General features: G+C 35.2%; 23 protein-coding genes. 22 read left to right on the top strand and 1 reads right to left on the bottom strand.

The window, feature by feature from the left end:
- The first annotated feature begins 15 nt into the window (after positions 1-15).
- From murD to sigG, 8 genes are all read left to right on the top strand, one after another.
- Entirely contained in the window at positions 16-1374 is a 1359-nt protein-coding gene (gene murD / locus RBU59_RS02850; RefSeq protein WP_308146375.1) for a UDP-N-acetylmuramoyl-L-alanine--D-glutamate ligase, read from the top strand.
- Positions 1375-1470: 96 nt separating this feature from the next.
- Complete coding sequence (locus RBU59_RS02845; RefSeq protein WP_308146374.1) at positions 1471-2616, top strand: FtsW/RodA/SpoVE family cell cycle protein; 1146 nt, start codon at positions 1471-1473, stop codon at positions 2614-2616.
- 98 nt (positions 2617-2714) lie between these two features.
- A complete protein-coding gene (murA, locus tag RBU59_RS02840) occupies positions 2715-3968 on the top strand; it encodes a UDP-N-acetylglucosamine 1-carboxyvinyltransferase (protein ID WP_308146373.1) in 1254 nt (417 codons plus the stop codon).
- Between the two features lie 48 nt (positions 3969-4016).
- On the top strand, positions 4017-4763 hold the full coding sequence (locus tag RBU59_RS02835) for a cell division protein FtsQ/DivIB (RefSeq protein WP_308146372.1): 747 nt from the start codon (positions 4017-4019) through the stop codon (positions 4761-4763).
- 202 nt (positions 4764-4965) lie between these two features.
- The gene (gene ftsZ, locus RBU59_RS02830) at positions 4966-6207 is read left to right on the top strand and encodes a cell division protein FtsZ (RefSeq protein WP_308146371.1); all 1242 of its coding nucleotides are present in this window, start codon (positions 4966-4968) and stop codon (positions 6205-6207) included.
- A gap of 354 nt (positions 6208-6561) precedes the next feature.
- Complete coding sequence (locus tag RBU59_RS02825) at positions 6562-7524, top strand: sigma-E processing peptidase SpoIIGA (RefSeq protein WP_308146370.1); 963 nt, start codon at positions 6562-6564, stop codon at positions 7522-7524.
- Between the two features lie 57 nt (positions 7525-7581).
- On the top strand, positions 7582-8322 hold the full coding sequence (gene sigE, locus RBU59_RS02820; RefSeq protein WP_308146369.1) for an RNA polymerase sporulation sigma factor SigE: 741 nt from the start codon (positions 7582-7584) through the stop codon (positions 8320-8322).
- Positions 8323-8425: 103 nt separating this feature from the next.
- Positions 8426-9205, top strand: a complete 780-nt coding sequence (gene sigG, locus RBU59_RS02815) for an RNA polymerase sporulation sigma factor SigG (protein WP_308146368.1) — start codon at positions 8426-8428, stop codon at positions 9203-9205.
- Between the two features lie 95 nt (positions 9206-9300).
- Here the strand turns inward: sigG and RBU59_RS02810 are convergent, their stop codons facing one another.
- A complete protein-coding gene (locus RBU59_RS02810; RefSeq protein ID WP_308146367.1) occupies positions 9301-9564 on the bottom strand; it encodes a YlmC/YmxH family sporulation protein in 264 nt (87 codons plus the stop codon).
- Positions 9565-9931: 367 nt separating this feature from the next.
- Between RBU59_RS02810 and nrdR the strand changes: the two genes are divergently transcribed.
- The 14 genes from nrdR (at position 9932) to RBU59_RS02740 (ending at position 23949) form a co-directional block, all read left to right on the top strand.
- Positions 9932-10390, top strand: coding sequence for a transcriptional regulator NrdR (gene nrdR, locus RBU59_RS02805; protein WP_308146366.1), 459 nt, complete (start codon positions 9932-9934; stop codon positions 10388-10390).
- 39 nt (positions 10391-10429) lie between these two features.
- Positions 10430-10975, top strand: coding sequence for a GNAT family N-acetyltransferase (locus RBU59_RS02800; protein WP_308146365.1), 546 nt, complete (start codon positions 10430-10432; stop codon positions 10973-10975).
- A 222-nt stretch (positions 10976-11197) separates the two neighbouring features.
- A complete protein-coding gene (locus RBU59_RS02795) occupies positions 11198-12748 on the top strand; it encodes a YifB family Mg chelatase-like AAA ATPase (RefSeq protein ID WP_308146364.1) in 1551 nt (516 codons plus the stop codon).
- Between the two features lie 82 nt (positions 12749-12830).
- Positions 12831-13919 (top strand): DNA-processing protein DprA, encoded by a 1089-nt coding sequence (gene dprA, locus RBU59_RS02790; protein WP_308146363.1) that lies wholly within the window; start codon positions 12831-12833, stop codon positions 13917-13919.
- Between the two features lie 44 nt (positions 13920-13963).
- Positions 13964-16027 (top strand): type I DNA topoisomerase, encoded by a 2064-nt coding sequence (gene topA, locus RBU59_RS02785; protein ID WP_308146362.1) that lies wholly within the window; start codon positions 13964-13966, stop codon positions 16025-16027.
- A gap of 380 nt (positions 16028-16407) precedes the next feature.
- On the top strand, positions 16408-17178 hold the full coding sequence (codY, locus tag RBU59_RS02780) for a GTP-sensing pleiotropic transcriptional regulator CodY (RefSeq protein ID WP_308146361.1): 771 nt from the start codon (positions 16408-16410) through the stop codon (positions 17176-17178).
- 291 nt (positions 17179-17469) lie between these two features.
- Positions 17470-17859 carry a flagellar basal body rod protein FlgB gene (gene flgB / locus RBU59_RS02775; RefSeq protein ID WP_308146360.1) on the top strand — a complete coding sequence of 130 codons (390 nt, stop codon included), beginning with the start codon at positions 17470-17472 and terminating at the stop codon, positions 17857-17859.
- A gap of 11 nt (positions 17860-17870) precedes the next feature.
- Complete coding sequence (gene flgC / locus RBU59_RS02770) at positions 17871-18311, top strand: flagellar basal body rod protein FlgC (RefSeq protein ID WP_308146359.1); 441 nt, start codon at positions 17871-17873, stop codon at positions 18309-18311.
- A gap of 13 nt (positions 18312-18324) precedes the next feature.
- Positions 18325-18636, top strand: coding sequence for a flagellar hook-basal body complex protein FliE (gene fliE / locus RBU59_RS02765; RefSeq protein ID WP_308146358.1), 312 nt, complete (start codon positions 18325-18327; stop codon positions 18634-18636).
- A 24-nt stretch (positions 18637-18660) separates the two neighbouring features.
- A complete protein-coding gene (locus tag RBU59_RS02760; RefSeq protein WP_308146357.1) occupies positions 18661-20256 on the top strand; it encodes a hypothetical protein in 1596 nt (531 codons plus the stop codon).
- 48 nt (positions 20257-20304) lie between these two features.
- On the top strand, positions 20305-21315 hold the full coding sequence (fliG, locus tag RBU59_RS02755; protein ID WP_308146356.1) for a flagellar motor switch protein FliG: 1011 nt from the start codon (positions 20305-20307) through the stop codon (positions 21313-21315).
- Positions 21299-22135, top strand: a complete 837-nt coding sequence (locus RBU59_RS02750) for a FliH/SctL family protein (protein ID WP_308146355.1) — start codon at positions 21299-21301, stop codon at positions 22133-22135. The genes fliG and RBU59_RS02750 overlap by 17 nt, the downstream gene beginning before the upstream one ends.
- Before the next feature lie 42 nt (positions 22136-22177).
- Positions 22178-23488: a flagellar protein export ATPase FliI gene (gene fliI / locus RBU59_RS02745; protein ID WP_308146354.1), complete on the top strand. Its 1311-nt coding sequence runs from the start codon at positions 22178-22180 to the stop codon at positions 23486-23488.
- 8 nt (positions 23489-23496) lie between these two features.
- Positions 23497-23949 carry a flagellar export protein FliJ gene (locus RBU59_RS02740; protein WP_308146353.1) on the top strand — a complete coding sequence of 151 codons (453 nt, stop codon included), beginning with the start codon at positions 23497-23499 and terminating at the stop codon, positions 23947-23949.
- Positions 23950-23955: the final 6 nt, after the last annotated feature.

Below are 23955 nucleotides of genomic sequence, written 5' to 3'. Positions count from 1 at the left end.
GGAGGATTTAAGACGATGAAACTAAATGATAAACGGATTTTAATATTTGGAACCGGCATAAGCGGCATTTCTGCTGCGAAATTGTTACAGAAAGCGGCAGCTGATATTATCCTATATGATGGCAACGATAAGTTAGATAAAGATGAAATAAAATCTAAATTACCTGAGGATTTTAAGGGTACCATTCTTTTGGGGGCTGTTCCGGAAGAATTAATAAATACTCTTGATTTGGTGATTTTAAGTCCTGGTGTACCTACTGATTTAAATTTAGTAAATCAAATGAGGGATAAAAAGATTCCAATCTGGGGAGAAGTAGAACTTGCCTATTATTTTTCCAAGGGAAAAATTGTAGGTATTACAGGCACAAACGGTAAAACAACTACGACAACACTGGTCGGCGAAATTATGAAAACCTATTTTAATAGTGTATTTGTTGTTGGCAATATCGGAGTGCCTTATACGGAAATGGTTTTAAATACTACAGAAGAATCTGTTACCGTTGCAGAAATGAGCAGCTTTCAATTAGAGACCATTGAATCTTTTAAACCTAATGTAAGTGCTATCTTAAATATAACGCCGGATCATTTAAACAGACATCATACTATGGAAAAATATATAGAAGCGAAAAAAAACATTACCTTAAATCAGGACAGTAAGGATGTTTGTATATTAAATTATGAAGATGAAGTTTTAAGAAAAATTGGTCAGGAACTAAAAACAAAAGTGTTCTATTTTAGCAGTTTGCATATTTTGGATAAGGGAATTTACCTGGAGGACGAAAATATTATTTACAAAAACGGACAGAATAAAATCTTAGTCTGTAATATAAAGGAGTTAAATATCTTCGGACGTCACAGTTATGAAAATGTAATGGCTGCTGTTGCCTGCGGAATTTCACTTGGTGTTCCTATGGATAAAATTAAAACTGCAATTACGAATTTTGTTGCTGTGGAGCATCGAATCGAATATGTTACAACGAAACACGGAGTTAAATATTATAATGATTCCAAAGGTACGAATCCGGATGCATCCATGAAAGCAATTGAATCCATGCAGACACCGACGCTTTTAATTGCCGGTGGTTATGACAAAGGTTCCGATTATGATGAGTGGCTGGAAGCTTTTGACGGTAAGATCCGCTTTTTAGTGTTATTAGGTCAGACTCGGGATAAAATAGCAGATACAGCGAAACGTCATGGCTTTGAAAACATTATTATAGTAGAAAGTCTTAAAGAAGCTGTTGATGTATGTGCTATAAAAGCCAATCAAGGTGATTCCGTTCTTTTGTCACCTGCCTGTGCAAGTTGGGGAATGTTTAAAAATTTCGAGGAACGCGGACGTTTATTTAAAGAATATGTAAGAAATCTGGTGTAATAAATCACTAAAATAGAATAAAGTTACTTTCATCTGAATATAAATAAAGTTAAACCGGCAGTATATAGGTACATCTCGTACAGATAGGAGCAATCAATGACAAGAGCAGAAAGAGATCAGGGAAAATTAAAAAAATTCCATAGCTATTACGATTACAGTCTTCTGTTCTTAACGCTGTTTCTGGTATGCTTTGGGTTGGTTATGATTTATAGCACCAGCTCGTATAATGCAAGCAGGGATTATGGTAACCCTGCGTATTATTTGGAAAAACAAGGTGCATTTGCAATACTTGGCACGGTGGTTATGCTAATTGTATCAAAAATAGACTATCGTATTTACATTACTAAATTACCGGTATTAAAAGTGAAACCAGTTACTTTATTATTTATACTCTGTATTCTATTACAGACTTATGTTTTGTTTTTTGGACAAAAAATTAATGGTGCAAGACGATGGATTAGTTTGGGCTCTCTTGGCAGGTTTCAACCCTCGGAGCTCTCTAAGATAGCAGTAATTTTATTTACTGCGTACATAGTAAATTTATCACCAGTGAAACTGGATAAATTCAAAGGTTTTATTAGGGTAGCGGTATTTATTGCACCACTAATCGTATTGGTTTTAATTCCGAACTTTAGCACGGCATTAGTTATGTCGGCAATCATGGTTGCAATTTGTTTTGTTGCCAGCAGAAAAAAATTATATTTTATCGTATCGGGAATCATAATGGGAGGAATCGGTGCTGCCTTTGTATTTGGGGTAAGTTACCGCAGCACTCGTATTGATGTTTGGAGGAACGTTGAAACCCATCCGAAGGGGTATCAGATTTTGCAGGGATTGTATGCTATTGCTTCCGGAGGAATCTTTGGCAAAGGTCTGGGTGAAAGTATGCAAAAACTGGGTTTTATACCGGAATCACACAATGATATGATTTTTTCCGTAATTTGTGAGGAACTTGGCCTTTTTGGTGCAGTTGCCGTAATTATGCTGTTTGTTTTAATGGTGTGGAGATTATTTGTAATTGCAATTAATGCATCTGATTTGTATGGAGGATTGATTGCTACAGGGGTGTTGACCCATATAGCGGTACAGGTATTACTTAATATCGCCGTAGTTACCAATACGATTCCCTCCACAGGAATTCCGCTGCCTTTCATTAGTTACGGAGGCAGTTCTTTAATGGTTTTACTGTTTGAAATGGGTATTGCACTCAGCGTTTCAAATCAGATTAAATACGAACGATAGTACGAATAATTGGTATTTACTATTACCATTTGGCTGATGGCACAAATCAAAGAATATTTCATATAGTAATTATATATTAGGGTTTGATGAGGTGCACCATGGCATTTATAGAGATCAATGGAGGAAAGCAGCTGAATGGTGAAGTTAACATACAAGGTTCAAAAAATGCAGTATTACCGATTTTGGCAGCTACTGTACTGGTAAATGGAATAATAAAGCTGAATAATTGCCCAAAAATATTGGATGTTTTTCATATGATTAAAATATTAGAGGCAATCGGCTGTATCGTATGGTGGGAAAAATCTTCACTCATTATAGATACTACTAAGCTTAATACATCGACAGTTCCGGAAGAATATGTAAAAATGATGCGATCTTCCATCATATTAATGGGTGCTTTGTTAGGCCGTACACATTCGGTAACCATTACGTATCCGGGAGGGTGTACCATTGGCGCGAGACCAATTGATTATCATTTAAGCGCTTTTCAGGATATGAACATCTCATTGGAAGAAGAGGACGGGCTGATTAAATGTACTACTACCGGTATAAAAGGCAATGAAATCTTCTTAAAATTCCCAAGTGTTGGGGCGACAGAGAATGTAATACTTGCTGCAGTATTGGCCTCAGGCAGAACCAGTATAATTAATGCTGCAAAAGAACCGGAAATAACAGAATTATGTAAATTTTTAAATTCCGCTGGAGCAAAGATCAGAGGTGCAGGAACGGAAACAATTGAAATCGTGGGAGTTGAATTTTTGTATCCTATTGAATTCACCGCTTGCTCTGACAGAATTGTGGCAGGCACGTATTTAGCCGCTGTAGCCGGAACAGGGGGAGAAGCGGTATTAACAGGGATTGGAGGTGACAGCCTTCACACTGTTATTAAGTTATTACGAGAAATGGGCTGTAGTATATTAACCGGAGAAAACTATATTATTATTGCTTCTTCGGGAAGACCAAAACCAATACCTTTTATCCGTACTATGCCTTATCCTGGTTTTCCAACCGATATGCAGTCACAGTTTATGTCGGTTCTTATGATGGCTGCAGGCACCAGCAAGATTGTAGAAGAGATATTTGAGGGAAGATATCAAAATGTAAAAGAACAGATTAAATTTGGAGCAGATATTCGCATCTTAGGCAGGGAAGCTACTATAAATGGTGTACCTGAGCTTATGGGATGTGAAGTATATGCCAGCGAATTAAGGGGTGGTGCAGCACTGGTTATAGCTGGACTTATGGCAAAAGGTAAAACAACTATATATAATCCTAATTTTATTGAAAGAGGATATGAGGATATATGTAGAGACTTAAGAGGGTTAGGAGCAGATATTAAAATGCTGGCCTAGTATAACAAAAGCAGCAAACAGTGCACAGGGAATACGATAGGAGCTGATATGAGGGAACAGAGGGAAAAATATCATAATAACGGTTTATTACTGGGTTTCATGAAATTGCTGATTCTCTGCCTTGTTATAATCATTCCTGCGTTTATACTGTTTGTAACCTGCAGGCTGGATACGGTAATTGTAGAAGGCAGCAATCATTATACAGATGAAGAATTACAAGACAAAGTGATTACGAAAAAGACAGATTGGAATACAATCTTACTTTATCTGCGATATAAATACGGAAAGGTAGAGAGTATTCCATTTGTCGAAGATATAGATGTTGAACTGGTTAACAAAAATACAGTCAAAATCCATGTATATGAGAAAGTGGTCACCGGCTGCATAGAATTTATGGGTGGTTACATGTATTTTGATAAAGATGGTATTGTTGTGGAGAGTTCGAATGAAAAACTGGACGAGGTTCCGTTTATAACCGGATTAAGCTTTGACCGGATTATTTTATATGAGAAACTTGACGTTCAGAAAAAGTCCATGTTTCATATAATTCTTAATATTACACAGCTGATTAAGAAATTTGGATTAAAAATAAATACGATTCAATTTAATCCAAATTTAGAAGTGACGTTATACAGCGGAGATATTAAGATTTTATTAGGAAAAAGAGATACTTATGATGAACAGATTGCTGAATTAAAGAATGTACTACCAAAAGCAAAAGGCAGAAAAATAATTTTGGATATGACGGACTTTAATGAGAAACAAGATGAAATAATTGCCAAACCCTTAGAGTAAAAAAATATAAATTTAGGGTTGATTATTTTAGTAATTAAAGATATTATATACTATAGGATTAAAGAATATACTCGTCTAATTATACATACAAGTAGGACAAGCATATAAAAGGAAAAATTAATTGTCATTTGAATATGTTATTAGTTTATAAGGGTTATGAAATATAGTCTAGAACGATTAGTATAGTGAAGGAGGAAGTACCTTGCTTGAGATAAGAACAAATGAAGCTGATTCATCTGCAAAAATACTTGTTATTGGAGTAGGGGGTGCAGGGAATAACGCTGTTAATAGAATGATTGAAGAGAATATTATCGGAGTGGATTTTATTTGTGTTAATACGGATAAACAACACTTAAAAAATTGTAAAGCACCACAGTGTGTTCAAATTGGCGAAAAGTTAACGAAAGGGTTAGGAGCAGGTGCTCAGCCTGAAATCGGAGCCCAGGCCGCTGAAGAGAGCAGAGAAGAGTTAACTGAAATTATCAAAGGCTCGGATATGGTGTTTGTTACCTGTGGTATGGGTGGCGGAACTGGAACCGGCGCAGCACCGGTGGTTGCTCAGATTGCCAAAGAGATGGGGATCTTAACGGTAGGAATTGTAACAAAACCGTTTAAATTTGAAGCAAAAGCCCGTATGAACAACGCATTAAGCGGAATCGAAAAACTGAAGGAACATGTAGATACCTTGATTGTAATTCCTAATGATAAATTACTTGAGATTGTAGACCGAAGAACTACTATGCCGGATGCACTTAGAAAAGCAGATGAAGTATTACAGCAGGGTGTACAGGGAATTACGGATTTAATCAATGTTCCGGGTCTGATTAACCTGGATTTTGCTGATGTACAGACAGTTATGAAAGATAAAGGAGTAGCACACATCGGTATTGGTGTTGGCAAAGGTGACGATAAGTGCGTGAATGCAGTAAATCAGGCTATCACCAGCCCATTATTGGAAACTACTATTAAGGGAGCTTCTCATGTTATCATTAATATTTCCGGTGATATAAGTCTTATTGAAGCCAATGAAGCTGCAACAATGGTTCAGGAACTATCCGGTGATGCAGCGAATATTATTTTTGGTGCTATGTATGATGATACGACTCCGGATGAGGCTACTATTACCGTTATTGCTACGGGTTTAGACAGTAAAACATCAGCAGCAGGAGAACAACATGTATCAGGACCTAGTTTTTTAAAACAACCCAATACCAGGCCAGAGTATAAATTTAACAGTGGAGTAAATACTTCCTCCTCTTATTCGAAAGCACAATCACAGGTGGCAGCCACAAGTACCAGCAACAATATAAATAGAACACCTTCACAAAACTACCCAGGTTCAAGTCCTGTTTCTTCCGGCAGTAGTCCATTTAATACCGGTACGGCAGAACCAAGCGGAATAAAAATACCGGAATTTCTTCAGAAAAATAGGAATCATAAATAATTCATAAATAAATAATTAAATAAATATTTAATAAGAGCCTGTCTCAACTTTTCATAAAGTTGGGACAGGTTTTTTTTCGTGTAACAGAATAAGAATTTATATGTATTTTTAACCAATTTATACATACATCAGATGAAGTGAACCAGCATACTGTTTCCGGTAACAGGGAACTGACAGGACATAATATGCTGCGATTAAAAGATAAAAAATGTAAAATTATTACATATTTAAGCACCTAAGTGATATATAACTATTATTTTGTAAGTATGAGTAAATGAAAAAGAGAAATTAATTACCAGAAAATGACAAATTATACAAGGTAAAGAAGCTATAATAGGTAAAGAAATACAAGTTATGGAAGCGGGGGTGGACTTGTACCTTGAGATTTATGTAGATGTAATTTTTATTATTAATTTTATCATGGATATCCTATTACTATGGATAGTAAGGAAAATATTAAAGTATAAAAATTCAATATTCCGATTATTGTCAGGAGCTGCAATAGGAGCCTTGGGAGCTTGTATACTGGCGGTTTTACAGGGGCTAAACGGTCTGATACAATTTTTAGCTGCTTATGTCGTAATTTGTTTTGCTATGATAATTGTTTCATTTCAGTTTAGAAACCTGGCAGCTACATTAAAAGCGGTTGCTATACTTTATATTACCACATTTTTTTTAGGTGGAGTATTAAATTCTCTTTATTATCATTCCATGTTGGGATATTATTTCACAGAGTTAATTCATGGAAGATTATTTCAGAATCAAAACATGGCTTATTTTGTCCTGGCGGTCCTTGTAGGTACTTTAGCAGTGAAGATCTTTATTCTCACTTTAAAAAACTTACGCAGCAAAGAATTACAGACTTACGAGACAGAATTAACCTATGGAGACAAGAGTGTTCGAATAATCGGATTGTTAGATACAGGTAATGATTTACATGATCCGATTTATGGAAAGCCGGTAATAATTGCAGAATTAGCTGCATTAGAACCGTTATTAACGGTACATCAAAAGAATCGACTGCAAATACTGTCAGATACTTTAGATGGAGGGCGCACCTTTTTAAATGATAGGGAAAATTCATTACAAAACAGCAGTTTACAGGAGCAGGAAGAGGAGTTTTTTAATATTATGATGATTCCATATCATTCAATCGGTAAAAAAAACGGTATGTTACCTGCAATAGTGATGAATCGGGTAGTTATATTTAATGGTGATGAAAAGATATACAGTGAGAAAGTATATACGGCCATTAACAAAGAAAAGTTGTCAAAAAGACGGGAATATCAGGTTATTTTACATAGGGGTATTATGTGACAGATAGGTACGGAAGTGGTGCATTGGGTGAAAGTGTAAAGGGAGGAAAAGTAAAAAATGCTATTGAAAATTACAATACCAAATAAAATTCAATTTAGGGTTATTCCTGACTTTAGAAGTATATTATTTAGCGGTCATGGAGATATACATTATATTGGTGGAGCAGAGGTTCTTCCCGCACCGTTAGATGCAGAAAGGGAAGCGGAGGAAATTGCAAAACTGGGAACGGAATATGATTCAGAGGCAAAATCTATTTTGGTTGAACATAATTTGCGGTTGGTAGTATATATAGCTAAAAAGTTTGATAATACCGGTGTCGGGGTGGAAGATTTGATTTCCATAGGTACAATCGGTTTAATTAAAGCAATTAATACATATAATCCGGACAAAAATATTAAGCTTGCAACATATGCTTCCAGATGTATCGAAAATGAAATATTAATGTATTTAAGGAGAAATAATAAAACAAAACTGGAAGTATCCATTGATGAGCCTTTAAATGTGGACTGGGATGGAAACGAATTGCTTTTATCCGATATTTTAGGTACGGAAGAAGATGTTATCTATAAAAATATTGAAGAAGAGGTGGATCGGAAACTTTTAGGAAAAGCTTTATCAAAACTCAGTGAAAGAGAACGAATTATAGTACAGTTAAGATTTGGCTTAAACACGGAGGATGGGAATGAGAGAACCCAGAAAGAAGTGGCGGATCTCTTAGGAATTTCTCAATCATATATTTCCAGATTAGAAAAGAAAATAATAAAAAGGTTGAAAAAAGAAATGTTAAGGCTGGAATAAAATTTATTGCCAAAAAAGGAAATTATTACATTCTAATTTATCGTATAAAGAGAACCCAAATAGTGAATCATTAATTTAGAAATATAATTTGGGAGGTTTCAATATGGCTCTTTATAAGGTAGAAATATGTGGTGTAAATACGTCTAAATTACCATTATTGAACAATAGTGAAAAGGAAGAATTATTTAAGCGTATATTAAAGGGGGATAAAGAAGCAAGGGAATTATATATAAAAGGTAATCTTCGGTTAGTACTTAGTATTATACAACGTTTTTCCAATAGTAATGAAAATGTGGATGATTTATTTCAAATAGGCTGTATAGGACTTATGAAAGCCATTGATAATTTTGACATTACTCAAAATGTTAAATTCTCAACTTATGCTGTCCCAATGATAATTGGTGAAATAAGGCGCTATTTAAGAGATAATAACAGCATACGTGTCAGCCGTTCTCTTAGGGATACCGCCTATAAAGCTATTTATGCAAAAGAAGCTTTATTAAAAAAGAATGACAAAGAACCGACCGTTTGTGAAATCGCTGATGAAATAGGCTTGAGCAAAGAGGATATCGTATTTGCATTAGATGCAATACAAAGCCCGGTCTCACTTTATGAGCCTGTTTATTCGGAAGGCGGCGATACACTTTATATTATGGATCAGGTCAGTGATAAAAAAAATAAGGAAGAAAACTGGGTTGAGGAAATTTCTTTAAAAGAGGCCCTATCCAAATTATCTGAACGTGAAAGAAATATAATTGAACTTCGCTTTTATGAAGGTAAAACACAGATGGAGGTAGCAAAAGAAATATGTATCTCCCAGGCTCAAGTTTCCAGACTTGAAAAATCGGCATTAAAAAGTATGAAAAATTATTTGGTGCAATAAATTTCAGAATATAAAATAATAAAGGTTGTTGCAAAATTTTAAAATATAAATCCTATTTTATTTATATTATTTACTAAATTTTGCGACAACCAATTTTAAAGAAAAGCGGATTTTACAAGAGCTTTTTCCGCATCAATATCTACAAGGATTACATCAGCACCAATCTGTTTTATACAGGTATAATCAATGATATATTCCTGATCTCTGCCTAAGATACCCCATATCTTACATGGACCGGGCACAATAAGACGAACAACAATTCCGGTATGGATATCAATTTCCAAATCACAAATATAGCCAAGTCTTTCACCGTCTCTGCAGTTTATTACTTCTTTTTCTTTTAATTCACACATTCTCATCTTGCTAACACCTCACTGGATTCGGTTAAGCAGCTGCATTTATTATTTAATATATGTTTCAAAATATGGATATATGTAGAAAATGACTTGACCAAAAGGCAAAACTTCAATATAATCGAGCTATAATTATATTAAAATATTGGAAAGAAAAGAACTAAATTAATATAGGAAGGATTTTACGTTAATTTAGGGTTAATTAGCAAAATTGATAAAAAGAAGAAGTATTAGGTTGAAAGAAAATATAAGAAAAGAAAGGATGCCACATACAGATTCTTTCAACCTGTGAAACTTGTTTCACATTTTATTATGTGGCAGTACCGCAGGTTTGTCTGCGGTATGCAATTGCAGATTGCAATGGGTGTAAACAATGAAGTGTCCATTTTGCGGTAAAGAAAATACCAGGGTTATCGATTCAAGACCTGCGGATGATAACAGTTCGATCAGGAGAAGACGTCAATGTGATGAATGTTCCAAACGATTTACAACCTATGAAAAGGTTGAAGCAATTCCGTTGGTAGTTATTAAAAAAGATAATAACAGAGAACCTTATGACAGGGCCAAGATTGAAGCGGGTGTATTCAGATCCTGCCATAAGAGACCAATATCGGTTGACCAGATTAACGCTTTAGTGGATGAAGTAGAAAATGCTATTTTTAATCTGGAAGAAAAGGAAGTCCCCAGTTCTATTATCGGCGAAATACTTATGGATAAACTAAAAGATTTGGATCCGGTTGCATATGTGAGATTTGCATCCGTTTACAGAGAATTTAAGGATGTAAATACTTTTATGAATGAATTAAAGAAGATACTGGACAAGGACAACTAGAAAATGTAATTATAAAATTCGTAATAAGGGGAGATAGTGATGAAAGTATTGGAAACGGACAGGTTACTGCTTAGAAACTGGGAGATTTCTGATTTGGAAGATTTTTATGAGTATGCAAAAAATCCTAATGTAGGGCCAATGGCCGGATGGAAACCTCATGAAAGTCTTGACGAATCACGGAAAATACTAAATTCATTTATAGAGCGGGAGGAAGTCTGGGCGGTTGTATATAGAGTAAATCGGAAAGTAATCGGATCTATCGGACTGCATAATGACAGTAAAAGAAATTCAGCTAATATTAAAATGCTTGGTTATGTGCTATCCGAAGATTACTGGGGAATGGGGCTGATTCCGGAGGCGGTAAGAGAAGTAATCCGCTATTCTTTCGAAGAGTTGGATTTGGCATTGTTATCGATTTATCATTATCCTTTTAATGTGCAATCCAAACGGGTAATAGAAAAATGCGGTTTTACATATGAAGGGATTTTACGAATGGGAAGTCAGATTTATAATGGAAAGGTATATGACGATATATGTTACTCCATTAAAAAGGAAGAATGGCTTTTAGGATTAGTTACACAGTAAAAAGAATTATAATACTTTCAGGATAATAGGTTTTGCTAATCTTAAATTATACAATTTATTATTTAAATATGGGAATAAATGTTTTTGTTTTACCATATTATACAGTAAATTTATAATTTAATATTTGACAAAACCTTTATATTTTGTAGAAAATTATCTTGTAAGAATTCAGGTTCTTTGTTATACTGAATCTGGATGATGTTTCCTTTTATTGGAGAGACAATGAAAGGAGCAAATATGTTTAGTAAAGCTTACAGTGCTGCTGTAAACGGAATCGATGGCATCATTGTATCCGTGGAAGCGGATGTCAGTGACGGATTACCAATTTTTGATCTGGTTGGTTACCTGGGTTCCGAAGTAAGAGAGGCCAGGGAAAGAGTCAGAATCTCTCTTAAAAATTCAGGTTATCAGCTGCCGGCTAAGAGAATTACCATTAATTTATCTCCCGCAGACCTTAGAAAAGAGGGTACTGCATTTGATCTGCCTATTGCAATCGCAATTTTAACCGCTTTCGGTTATATTCCCCAAGAAAATCTGAATAAAACAATTTTTATAGGTGAAATGAGTCTAAATGGTAAAATTAATAAGGTTAATGGTGTACTGCCCATCGTTTATAATGCATATAAGCTGGGGTTTAAACGTTGTGTCGTTCCCTTTGAAAATGTTAAGGAAGGTGCAGTGGTACAGGGTATTGATGTTTACGGTGTTAATAATCTGCAGGAGGCAGTAAGATTTTTAAATAATGAAACAATCTTGGAACCATATTTTATTCATACGGAAGATTTGTCTTTTATAAGAGAAGACATGGACAATCTGGACTTTTCGGATGTTACCGGACAGGAACTCGCGAAAAGAGCTATCGAGATAGCAGTATCCGGAATGCACAATTTACTAATGATCGGTCCTCCCGGGGCCGGTAAAACTATGCTGGCTAAAAGAATTCCAACGATTATGCCGGAACTTAACTTTGAAGAAAGTTTAGAGATTTCAAAAATCTACAGTGTATCTGGTTTGCTGAATAATAATTGTTCCCTGATTAAAAAAAGACCTTTTCGCTCTCCCCATCATACAATCACTGCTGCGGCACTAGCCGGAGGCGGCAGAACTCCTATTCCGGGTGAAATAAGTTTAGCCCATCTCGGCGTCCTGTTTCTGGACGAATTTCCTGAATTTAACCGTAATACCATTGAAATTTTAAGACAACCCCTGGAGGAAAACGAAGTTACTATTGCAAGACTTTACGGAACTTACAAATATCCGGCGGATTTTATGCTGGTTGCCGCAATGAATCCATGTTCCTGCGGATATTATCCGGACCGTAATAAATGTAACTGCTCCATAAATCAAGTAAAGAGGTATATAGGAAAAATAAGCCGGCCATTATTAGACCGGATAGATATCTGTATTGAAGCTCTGCAGGTTAACTATAAAGAACTGGAGAATCATAAACTGTCAGAGACTTCGGAAAATATCCGGAAGAGGATAATGGCAGCCAGAGATATACAGTTAGAACGTTACAAGGATGAAATATTTTATTTTAATTCTCAATTGACACCTAAAACAATAAGCCGTTATTGCAAGCTGGGTAAAAAAGAAAAGAGTCTGATAGAAAAAGCTTTTACGAAGATGAACTTAAGCGCGCGGGCATATCACAGAATACTAAAAGTATCGAGAACGATAGCTGATTTGGATGGTTCGGAGGATATTAAGGAAAAACATTTAAGTGAAGCTATCTGTTATAGATCATTAGACAGGAAATATTGGGAAGATTAGATAAATAATAAGCATTACGAGAGTATATACATAAGCAAGATTGATTTGTATATAAAGGAATTTATAATAAGTGAGGAAAAAGATGATACAGAAAGAATATTGGTTTTGGTTATGCAATCTGGATGGGATTGGTATAAAGAAAACGCAGGCTATTTTAGAGTTTTTTGAAACACCCGAACAGGCTTTTATGGATAAAGGTACTGGGCTTGATCAAATCGGAATATTATCAGAAGCTGATAGAAATACAATTATAAAAAGTAAAGACGTGGGAAGAATACAAGATAACTATGCTAAATTAATTAGCAAAGGCATATATTTTTTAACGAAAGATGAGGCTCATTATCCATCAAAGCTGCATAATATATACAATCCGCCTTATGGACTTTATGTTAAAGGGGAATTACCGAAAGAGGACAGGTTAAGTATAGCAATAGTAGGGGCCAGAAACTGTTCTGATTATGGTAAAGAGATATCCAGAAATATTTCCAGCGAATTGGCAAGTGCTGGTGTCCAGATAATTAGTGGATTGGCAAGGGGAATTGACGGTTATGCTCATGAGGGTGCTCTTTTAGCAGGAGGTTATACCTGTGCAGTGGAGGGGTGCAGTGTTGATATCTGTTATCCCAAAGAGAACTTTAACATCTATATGGAAATGCAGCAAAAAGGAGGAATTATATCGGAATACGGACTAAATTGCTATCCTAAAGCCGGTAATTTCCCAATGAGAAACCGCTTAATCAGCGGTATGTCCGATGGTATACTGGTAATAGAAGCAAAAGAAAAAAGCGGTTCTCTGATTACAGTGGATATGGGCTTGGAGCAGGGGAAAAATATTTATTCCATTCCGGGACGTATTAATGATATTTTTAGTGCGGGATGTAATAATCTCATAAAAATAGGTGCCAAAATGGTTACAGGACCGGAAGATATACTGGATGATTATGGGATAATTTATAAAAATTGTAAAACCCAATTGAAAAAAATTGATAAATTACTTGAAACCAAAGAAAAAATAGTGTATGCTTGTTTAAGTTTCTTTCCCAAGCATATGAATGAAATAGCTGGAGAGACTAATCTAAGTATAATGGAATTAACGGAAATTCTTATGAATTTAGAAATGAAAAATTACATTAAACAGATCAGAAAAAATTACTATGCTTATATATCTTAATTATATATTAAAATGTATTAGAACCAAATAAGGGGAGTGGGTATATGTCAAAAAATCTAGTTATAGTGGAATCACCGGCGAAGGCTAAAACGATAAAAAAGTTCTTAGGCAATAATTATGAAGTAATTGCGTCAAACGGACATGTGAGGGATTTGCCCAAAAGCCAGTTGGGGATTGATGTAGAAAATGATTTTGAACCTAAATATATTACAATAAGAGGAAAAGGCGAATTATTAGCTAAAATTAGAAAAGAAGTGAAAAAAGCAGATAAAGTTTATTTAGCAACTGACCCTGACCGGGAAGGAGAAGCTATCTCCTGGCATTTATCAAAAACATTAAAATTAGATGAAACAAAATCCAGCAGAATCACTTTTAATGAAATTACAAAAAATGCAGTAAAATCTTCTATTAAACAGGCGCGAGATATAGATATGAATCTGGTGGACTCTCAGCAAACCAGAAGAATATTGGACCGTATGGTTGGGTATGGAATCAGTCCTGTTTTATGGGCTAAGGTAAAACGCGGATTAAGTGCGGGGCGCGTTCAATCTGTTGCTCTTCGGATTATTTGTGACAGAGAAGAAGAAATTAATGCCTTTGTACCTGAAGAATACTGGAATTTGGAAGCTGTATTTGATGTAAAAGGAGACAAAAATTCTCTGACGGCTAAATTTAACGGTTATGGCAATGATAAAATAGTAATTCATTCGGAAGATGAATTAAATGGTATTTTAGATAAGCTTAAGGATGCCGAATATAAAATTAATGAAATAAAACGGGGAGAAAGACAGAAGAAATCACCGCTTCCTTTTACAACCAGTACATTGCAACAGGAAGCTGCTAAGAATTTAAATTTTTCAACTTCTAAAACCATGCGTTTGGCCCAACAATTATATGAAGGGGTGGACGTTACAAATCACGGTACGGTTGGTTTAATTACTTATCTACGTACAGATTCTGTCAGAATTTCAGAGGAAGCCGATGTAGCTGCAAGAGATTTTATCTCGACCAATTATGGGAGTGACTTTGTTGCAGATAAGGAAAAAAGTAAGGATAACGGCAAAAAAATACAGGATGCTCATGAAGCAATCCGTCCTACTTATGTTGATCTGACACCGGTATTGGTTAAAGATTCTTTAAGCAGGGATCAATTCCGTTTATACCAGTTAATCTGGAAACGGTTTATAGCCAGTAGAATGCAACCTGCTAAATACGAAACAATTTCTGTTAAAATAGAAGGAAATGGATATCGATTTTCTACTTCAGGTTCTAAATTAATATTCGATGGTTATATGTCCGTATATACAACAGAAGAAGATGAAAAGCAAAATAATTCTATGCTAAAGAATTTAACGGAAAATGCCGAACTAATATTAAAGGACTATAGTCCTTCACAGCATTTTACGCAACCCTCAGCACATTATACGGAAGCATCTCTGGTTAAAACTTTAGAGGAATTAGGAATTGGAAGGCCAAGTACTTACGCGCCTACTATATCAACGATACTGGCCCGCAGGTATGTTGTGAAAGAAAATAAAAATTTATATGTAACGGAGCTTGGAGAAGTCGTTAATAATATTATGAAACAAGCGTTTCCAAGTATTGTTGATGTAAATTTCACGGTGAATCTGGAATCTCTCCTCGACAGGGTTGAAGATGGCTCAGTTGCATGGAAAACGGTAGTTCGTAATTTTTATCCTGATTTGGAGGCTGCTGTATCTCAAGCAGAAGAAAGCCTGGATGAGATTAAGATAGAAGATGAGAAAACCGATGTAATATGTGAAGAATGCGGACGTAATATGGTTATTAAATATGGCCCTCACGGCAAATTCTTAGCTTGCCCGGGATTTCCTGATTGCCGGAATACAAAACCTTATCTGGAGAAGATTGGGATAGCATGCCCGTTATGCGGTAAGGATGTAGTTATCCGTAAGACAAAAAAAGGTCGACGATATTATGGTTGTGAGAATAATCCTGAATGTGAATTTATGACATGGCAAAAGCCATCAGAAGTAAGCTGCCCAAAATGTAATGGAATTATGGTTGAAAAGGGAACGAGTTTAGTATGTAATGACGAAAAATGCGGATGCATTATTGCGAAAAACTGATAAATAAGTTAAAAATATCAATTTTTTTAGTGTGCATGTGTCAAAATACGTGAATAACTATTGTTTTTATGAAAAATGTATGGTAAGATTTATCTGATGACACAATTGTAAGGCATATTCGTAATAAATATAGGAACAAAGATCGTATTCCTATAATCGGATGCACGGCGCAAAAACAGCGCCTACTGTCAGAAGCTTAAGAATCAACTTCTGATAAGTAATATGATAGGATTCTATAATCAGATGTACGGCGGTAAGGTACACCGCCTTTATCAGCATTTCAAAAATTGAATGTCGGTAAATTAATTATTGAATTAGTACAGATGGATACTGGGAGAAAGATAAGTATCAAATCGGTGGGGGTACTGGGAGGATGTTTCATGAGCGTACAGTTGCTAGACAAGACAAGAAAGATTAACAAACTATTACACAATAATAATTCCCATAAGGTTGTCTTTAATGATATCTGTGAAGTATTAAGTGAAATTTTGGAATCCAATATTCTTGTAATTAGTAAAAAAGGTAAAGTATTAGGCATTAAGAACAGGGATGATATCACTGAAATCAAGGAATTAATTAAGGACACCGTAGGCGGATATATCGACCAATTATTAAATGAAAGATTGCTGAATATATTGTCTACAAAAGAGAATGTTAATTTGCTGACTTTAGGTTTTGAATTTATAGAGGGGAATAATTATCAGGCGATCATAAACCCAATAGATATAGCGGGTGAAAGGCTTGGAACTTTGTTCCTATATAAAAGCAGTAAACAATATGATCTGGATGATATTATATTGAGTGAATATGGTACCACAGTTGTCGGTCTTGAAATGATGCGTTCTGTGAATGAAGAAAATGCTGAAGAGAGCAGGAAAGTTCAAATTGTTAAATCAGCTATCAGTACACTGTCATTTTCTGAATTAGAAGCTATTATTCATATATTTGAAGAGTTAGAAGGCAATGAGGGTATCTTAGTTGCCAGTAAAATAGCTGATAGGGTTGGTATAACAAGATCCGTTATCGTTAATGCATTACGCAAGTTCGAAAGTGCTGGAGTAATTGAATCCAGGTCCTCCGGAATGAAAGGTACTTATATTAAAGTGTTAAATGATGTGGTATTTGATGAATTAAAAAAATTGAATAAATAATTATAATAATGAATTTTATTAATATTTTGAAAATTTATAAATTTTTATTTTAAATAAAATAAAATAATTACAGTTGGACTTTGTTTTTTAAAAAATTGAAACAATATCTTAAAAAATGAAAGAGATTTATGATGAATTTAACTCATAAATCTCTTTTTTTGATGTTTTACTACAATCTTGTCGATAAAATACTACATTTTATGATATAATAGTACTAGTTGTTTAAAAATTGCTTGTTTTTTTGTCATAAAATAATTATAATTATACCAGATACGAAAGGAGTGTAAATAAATGATAGGTTCAAATGCATTTAATTATATCAATGTCTTGGATAAAGCAGCAGATGCCAGTTGGATGAGAAATAAGTTAATAACCAATAATCTTGCGAACGTGAGCACACCTAATTATAAAAGAAAAGATATAGAATTTCAGACTTATCTGGCAGATGAGCTAAAAGGGGAGGGTACCTTAGATCAGAAAGTTGCCGGGATAGACCTGAATTCATTGGAAGCATCTGTATATACAGATCATGCTTCATTAAGTTACCGCCTTGACGGAAATAATGTTGATATTGATACGGAATCAGCAAATGAGGCGGAGAATCAGATCAGATATTATGCTTTATTAGATTCTATGACACAGGAATTTAGCAGAATTAAATCTGTTTTGGTGAATAATTAGGAGGGTAGTATATGTCTATAATGGATGGAATGAATGTCAGTGCCAGTGGAATGACTGCACAGAGATTAAGAATGGACATCATCTCACAGAATATTGCGAACGTTAAGACAACAAGGGATGAAAACGGGGAAGTATACAGACGAAAGATGGTAGTATTTGCAGAAAAAGGAACGGATTCATTTGCAGATATATTACATAGTAAAACAGGAGAAAGAGTTGGTAATGGAGTGAAAGTGACTCAGATTATAGAAGATACCAAGACGCCAATGGAGATGGTTTACGATCCTTCTCATCCTGATGCAAATGAAGAAGGATATGTTGCATACCCAAATGTGAATGCAGTAACAGAAATGACAAACTTAATTGATGCAAGCAGGTCATATGAAGCAAATGTAACAGCCTTTAATGCTACTAAGAATATGGCTTTGAAGGGATTAGAAGTAGGGAAATAATAGGGGGTAACTTATGGACATAGCATTATTAAATGGTATATCGGATCTTAGTACATTTGACAGAAATACAGCTGCAGTAAATAAAACAAATAAGAATGAAACTTTTGAAAACCTGTTTCAATCAGCGCTCTCCATGGTGAATAATACAAATGATTTAACGAATGCTGCAAAGAATGCGGAGATGTCTTATGCATTGGGTTTTAATGAAAATACCCATGATTTGCAGGTTGCACAGCAAAAAGCCAACCTATCACTGCAATATACAGTAGCAGTAAGAAATAAGGTATTAGAATCTTATAAAGAGATTATGAATCTCCAATTCTAACTCGATGACTAGAGGAGCAGTAACATGGTAGAGAAACTAAAGCAGATTCCGGTTCAGCTATTAAATCAATGGAATAAATATACCAGTAAGCAGAAAACAATAATTATTTGTGTGATTGCGACTGTTTTTTTGGCATTGATTATTGTAGTGACACTTATGAATCGGGTTCAGTATAAAACTTTAATTGAAAATGAAACAACAAAGGATGCAAGTGAAGTAGCCAAACTATTAGAGGACAAGGGTATTCCGTACAAACTTGATGCAGATAAAGTTACTATTATGGTAGATAAAAAGAAATATTCGGATGCACTTCTTTTAGTTTACAGCAGTGATGTTCCTACCTCTGGGTTAACCATGGAACAACTGATGAAAAATGACTTGAGTACTACTAATAGTGACAGAAATTTAAAGAACCATTTATATATACAATCAGAAATCAGAAAATATTTAATTACAATGACTGGTATTAAAGATGCACAGGTTACATATGTACCTCAGGAAACTACTTTCAGTGTTTTATCTGAAAAAAAGGATTATCCGGCCAGTGTAGCTTTAACCATTACAGATGATTTTAATATATCTACGGCCCAGGCTGTTGCAGAATATGTTGCTGCGGCAATTGGTAACGAATCTACAGAGAAAATAAAGGTAATTGATCAGAATGGCAACCTCTTATTCGGTGGCAAAGATGATTTGTATTCTGGAAGTGCCAACTCTGTCTTGGATTATCGCGAAAAACTTCAGAATACATACAACAACAATATCTATATGCTAATGATGAAATTAGGATATAATGACGTTCAGCCTATGTTTAATTGGGTGCTTAATATGGATAAGGTTACTCAATTATATACTGAACAAATCCCGGCAGAAGGTTCGGATCAGGGCTTATATAAAACATATTATTCCTATGATACCCAAAACACAAGTAATGATGCAGGGGGGACACCGGGTACCGATTCTAATGATGAAACTTCTTATGATGTACAGACAGATAAGAATCAAGGTTCCTCATCCTCACAAGTTAAAATAGAGTATTTACCAAGTGAAAGAGTAACCAATACGGAATATGAAGTAGGTGCAGTAGTACCGGATCAATCTTCAGGAAGTATCGTATGTACCAAAGTTGTAACTTATAAAGAGGAAGACTTAAAAGCGCAAGGTGCTTTAGATAATATGACGTTTGATCAATATGTTGCACAAAATCAGGAACGAAAGCCGATTACGATCGGTGATGATATATACAATATGGTTTCAAATGCTACGGGTATACCAGTGGACCGGTTATCAATTGTTGCATATGAACAACCGGTTTTTGTACCGATAGAATCAAATGGAAGAGGACTCACTTTTTATCTCCAGATTATTCTTGCACTGTTAATTATAGCCTTATTAGTATATGTAGTATTTAAAGGCACTTCGCCGGTTGAAGTAACAGAATTAGAACCGGAATTATCGGTAGAACAGCTTTTGGCTACAACAAAAGAAAATCAATCTTTGGATGATATAGAATTTAGTGAAAAATCTGAGACTAAGAAGATGATTGAAAAATTTGTGGATGAAAACCCTGAAGCAGTGGCTCAATTATTGAGAAACTGGCTGAATGATGAATGGGGTTAATGAAACTGTATTACAGTTTTTAGTAAGTAACTTAAAGGAGTATACCATATGGCTAAGAATAGTGAAATAACAGGAGTCCAAAAAGCAGCGGTTCTTTTAATTGCCCTTGGACCCGAAAAATCGGCCAGTATTTTTAAACACCTCAAAGAAGATGAAATAGAACAGCTGACATTAGAAATTGCCAATACCCGTAGCGTTTCACCGGCTACAAAAGAACAGGTCTTGGATGAATTTTATGAAATTTGTTTAGCTCAGCAGTATATTGCCGAAGGTGGTATCGCTTATGCCAAAGAACTTTTGGAAAAAGCTTTAGGAGAAGAAAAAGCTAAAGATGTAATTGGCAAACTGACAGCTTCCTTACAGGTTCGTCCGTTTGAATTTGTAAGAAAAACCGATGCCAGTCAGATGTTAAACTTTATACAGGATGAACATCCACAGACGATTGCCCTTATTTTGTCCTACCTTTCTTCGGGTCAGGCCTCATCCATAATTTCAGCATTGCCTCCGGATAAACAGGCAGATGTAGCAAAGCGTATTGCTCAAATGGACCGTACTTCACCAGATGTTATTAAAGAAGTGGAAAGAGTATTGGAACGTAAGTTATCCTCTTTGGTAAATCAGGATTATACTATCGTTGGTGGTGTAGATTCCATCGTAGCTATATTAAATACAGTTGATCGTGGTACTGAAAAACATATTATGGAAACATTGGAAATCGAAGAACCAGAATTAGCTGATGAAATAAGAAGAAAGATGTTCGTATTTGAAGATATCCTTTCTCTTGATGATAAATCGATACAGAGAGTGCTTCGAGAAGTCGACAATAACGAATTGGCAGTTGCCTTAAAAGGCTCCAATGAAGAAGTACAGACAGTTATATTTAACAACCTATCAAAACGTCTTGCCGCAATGATTAAGGAAGATATGGAATTTATGGGTCCTATCAGATTAAAAGATGTTGAAGAAGCACAGCAAAAGATTGTTAATATAATAAGAAAATTAGAGGACTCCGCTGAAATTATTATTTCCAGAGGTGGAGGTGATGAGATTATTGTCTAATATTATAAAGTCAAGGTTTATTTATTTAAATGGTGAGAATAAAAAAGTTATTGATTCAAATGAAAGAAGCGAACAATTTCGCCTAATCAATCTTACGAAACAAATGAAAACAGAATCCGTCAGGGAAGAAACAGCAGCCACAAAAGAAGAGGAAAATATAACTTTTATTGAGGGTATTAATGCAACTGTTATTGAGACTGTTTCAGAGGTAGAGGAAGATGAATTATCGAACCAGAAACGGGAAGAAATCTTAAGCGAAGCAAGAGAGCAAGCTGAGCGAATTTTAAAATCAGCAGAGGAAGAGGCAAAGAAAACCAGCGAATTACTTTATGAGGAAGCACGTAATAAAGGGTATCAGGATGGTTTTGAAAAAGGAATGTCAGAAATACAGCAAAAAGAAATAGAACTGGAGCAGTTAACCCAGAAACAGAATCTAGAATACCTGGATCAGATCAATAAGCTGGAACCACAGTTTGCTGAAATCGTAGCTTTATTGGTTGAACGGGTTACCGGAATTATTGTGGAAGATAAAAAGGAAGTAATCCATTATCTGATACATAAAGCAATGTTAAATTCTGATAACAGTAAAACCTATACAATCAGATCTTCGGCGGATGATTTCGACTTTATAATGTCGAAAAAAGACGAATTAATAGCTCTTGGAAAAGAAGATACCACAGTTGACATTATTTTGGATAAAGAACTTCAAAAAAATCAATGTCTGATTGAAACGGATGCAAGTGTAATTGACTGCAGTCTGGATGTTCAATTAAGCAATTTAATACAGGATATTAAACTTTTATCCAGCAGTCTAAATTAGCAGATTTATATATAATATAAAACTATGAAATGGGAGCCATTTATGATTACTGTAGATTTTAATAAGTACAGGAATTTAGTTGACAAATCATATGAAAAATCTCTGGGGAAAGTAGTTAAAGTTGTTGGCTTAACCATTGAATCCATTGGTCCCAAAGCAAATCTGAATGATTTATGCCTAATTGTTTCAAAAGACAAAAAGCAGACAGTTATGGCAGAAGTAGTAGGATTTCGGGATAATCGGATTTTATTAATGCCTTATGGTAATGTGGAAGGTGTTGGGGTTGGAAGTACGGTGGAATCCACCAAAGAACCGTTAAAAGTATGGGTCGGTGAAAGTCTTCTCGGTAAAACCTTAGATGGATTAGGAAGGCCGATAGATAATTCCGGTATAGAATTAGCTAAAAGCTATTCGGTTGAAGCAGAACCACCGGATCCTATGAAACGAAAATTAATTGATGAAGTACTTCCGTTAGGGGTTAAAGCTGTAGATGCTATGATAACAGTCGGTAAGGGACAGCGTATTGGAATATTTGCCGGCAGCGGTGTAGGAAAGAGTACTCTTCTTGGCATGTTTGCACGAAATACGAAAGCGGATATCAATGTTATCGCATTAATCGGTGAGCGGGGAAGAGAGGTAAGGGAATTTATTGAAAGAGATTTAGGTGAAGAAGGCTTAAAACGTTCGGTGGTGGTTGTTGCTACCTCGGACAAACCAGCTCTAATCCGTAAAAAGGCAGCTAAAACGGCAACTGCCATAGCAGAATTTTTCAGGGATCAGGGGAAAGACGTATTGTTAATGATGGATTCTCTTACCCGTTTTTCCATGGCACAAAGAGAAATAGGTTTAGCTTCCGGTGAACCGCCGGTTTCCAGGGGATACCCGCCCAGTGTATATTCTGAAATGCCTAAATTATTGGAACGTGCGGGTAATTCCGAACACGGTTCGATAACCGGTCTTTATACCGTATTGGTGGATGGTGATGATTTTAACGAACCCATAACGGATACAGCAAGAGGAATATTAGACGGGCACATTATGCTGACCAGAAAATTAGCCAACAAAAACCACTATCCGGCTATTGACGTACTGCAGAGTATATCCCGGGTTATGTCATCTATTGTTACAAAAGAACATAAAACAGCCGCAGGAAAGTTAAAAATGGTTTTAGCAACTTATAGTGAAGCGGAAGATTTGATAAATATTGGTGCATATAAAAACGGATCCAACAAAAACATTGATTATGCTATATCTAAAATTGATTCAGTAAATGAATTTTTAAAACAGGATGTTGATGATAAATTGGAATTTGGAGAAATCATAGATTCCTTAGCGGAGATTTTTGAGGATTAGGTGATTAAATGGCTACTAAGTTTGTCTATAAGATGGAAAATATTTTATCCGTTAAATATAAAATGGAAGATCAGGCAAAAACAGCTTACGGTTTAGCACGTATGAAACTTACAGAAGAGGAAGATAAATTATTTGCTCTTAAAAATAAGTCAATTCTTTACCAGGAGCATAAAAAAAATCTCATGTTATCCCGATTAAAACTTCTTGAAATAAGAAAATGCGAGGAAGCAATTGAGGTTACGAAACATCTGATCGAGCAGCAGCAAAATGCCGTAAAAAAAGCGGAGAAACAACTTGAAAATATGCGTGTACGCCTAAATGCCGCAATGCTTGACCGTAAAACCCATGAAAAATTAAAAGAAAATGCTCTGACTAATTTTTTTATAGAATATGAATCAGATCAAAGAAAAGAAATCGATGAATTAATCAGTTTTAAATATAATAATCCTACCGATTACTAGGAGGAA

It is taken from the genome of Anaerocolumna sp. MB42-C2, from assembly GCF_030913705.1.
In the GTDB taxonomy this organism is placed as follows: domain Bacteria; phylum Bacillota; class Clostridia; order Lachnospirales; family Lachnospiraceae; genus Anaerocolumna.
The sequence above is the reverse complement of the archived record's forward strand: the minus strand, read 5'-3'. Positions and strand labels throughout refer to the sequence as shown.